This is a genomic window from Streptomyces tateyamensis (assembly GCF_003205575.1).
In the GTDB taxonomy this organism is placed as follows: Bacteria; Actinomycetota; Actinomycetes; order Streptomycetales; family Streptomycetaceae; genus Kitasatospora; species Kitasatospora tateyamensis.
This window is the reverse complement of the sequence record NZ_PYBW01000357.1, coordinates 1-391: the sequence shown is the minus strand read 5'-3', so window position 1 is coordinate 391 and position 391 is coordinate 1. Positions and strand designations below refer to the sequence as shown.

1 protein-coding gene is annotated in these 391 nt (G+C 84.1%); it reads left to right on the top strand.

Going from position 1 to position 391, the window contains the following annotated elements; genetic code table 11:
* The first annotated feature begins 157 nt into the window (after positions 1-157).
* Positions 158-373, top strand: coding sequence for a hypothetical protein (locus C7C46_RS35700; RefSeq protein WP_110673630.1), 216 nt, complete (start codon positions 158-160; stop codon positions 371-373).
* Positions 374-391 lie beyond the last annotated feature (18 nt).

Here is a 391-nt window from a genome sequence, read left to right as displayed (position 1 = left end):
GCCCCCCCCCCCCCCCGGGCCCCCCCCCCCCGGCCCCCGGGTGCCCGGCCCCCCCCCCCCGGGGGCCCCGGGGGCCCCGGGAGGCCCCCCCCCCCCGCGGGTGCCCCGGGGGGGTCGGCGCCGCCCCGCCCCCCCCCCCCCCCCCGCCGCTGCCGGCGTGGTGAGCGAGACCAGCACGATCCCCGCGGTCCCCGCCAGCATCGCCCAGATCAGCGGCATCAGCGGCCCGGGCTGCCCCGCGGCCGGCCCGGGCAGGGCGTCGAAGGCCGTCGTGCGCGACGCCGTCCGCCAGTGCCCGAACGGCCAGACGGTCGCCGGCACCCGCCCCGACACCCCGTCGACCGGGATGCTGCCGGCCAACTGGTCCAGGTGAACCCGGGAGTCCAGAGAG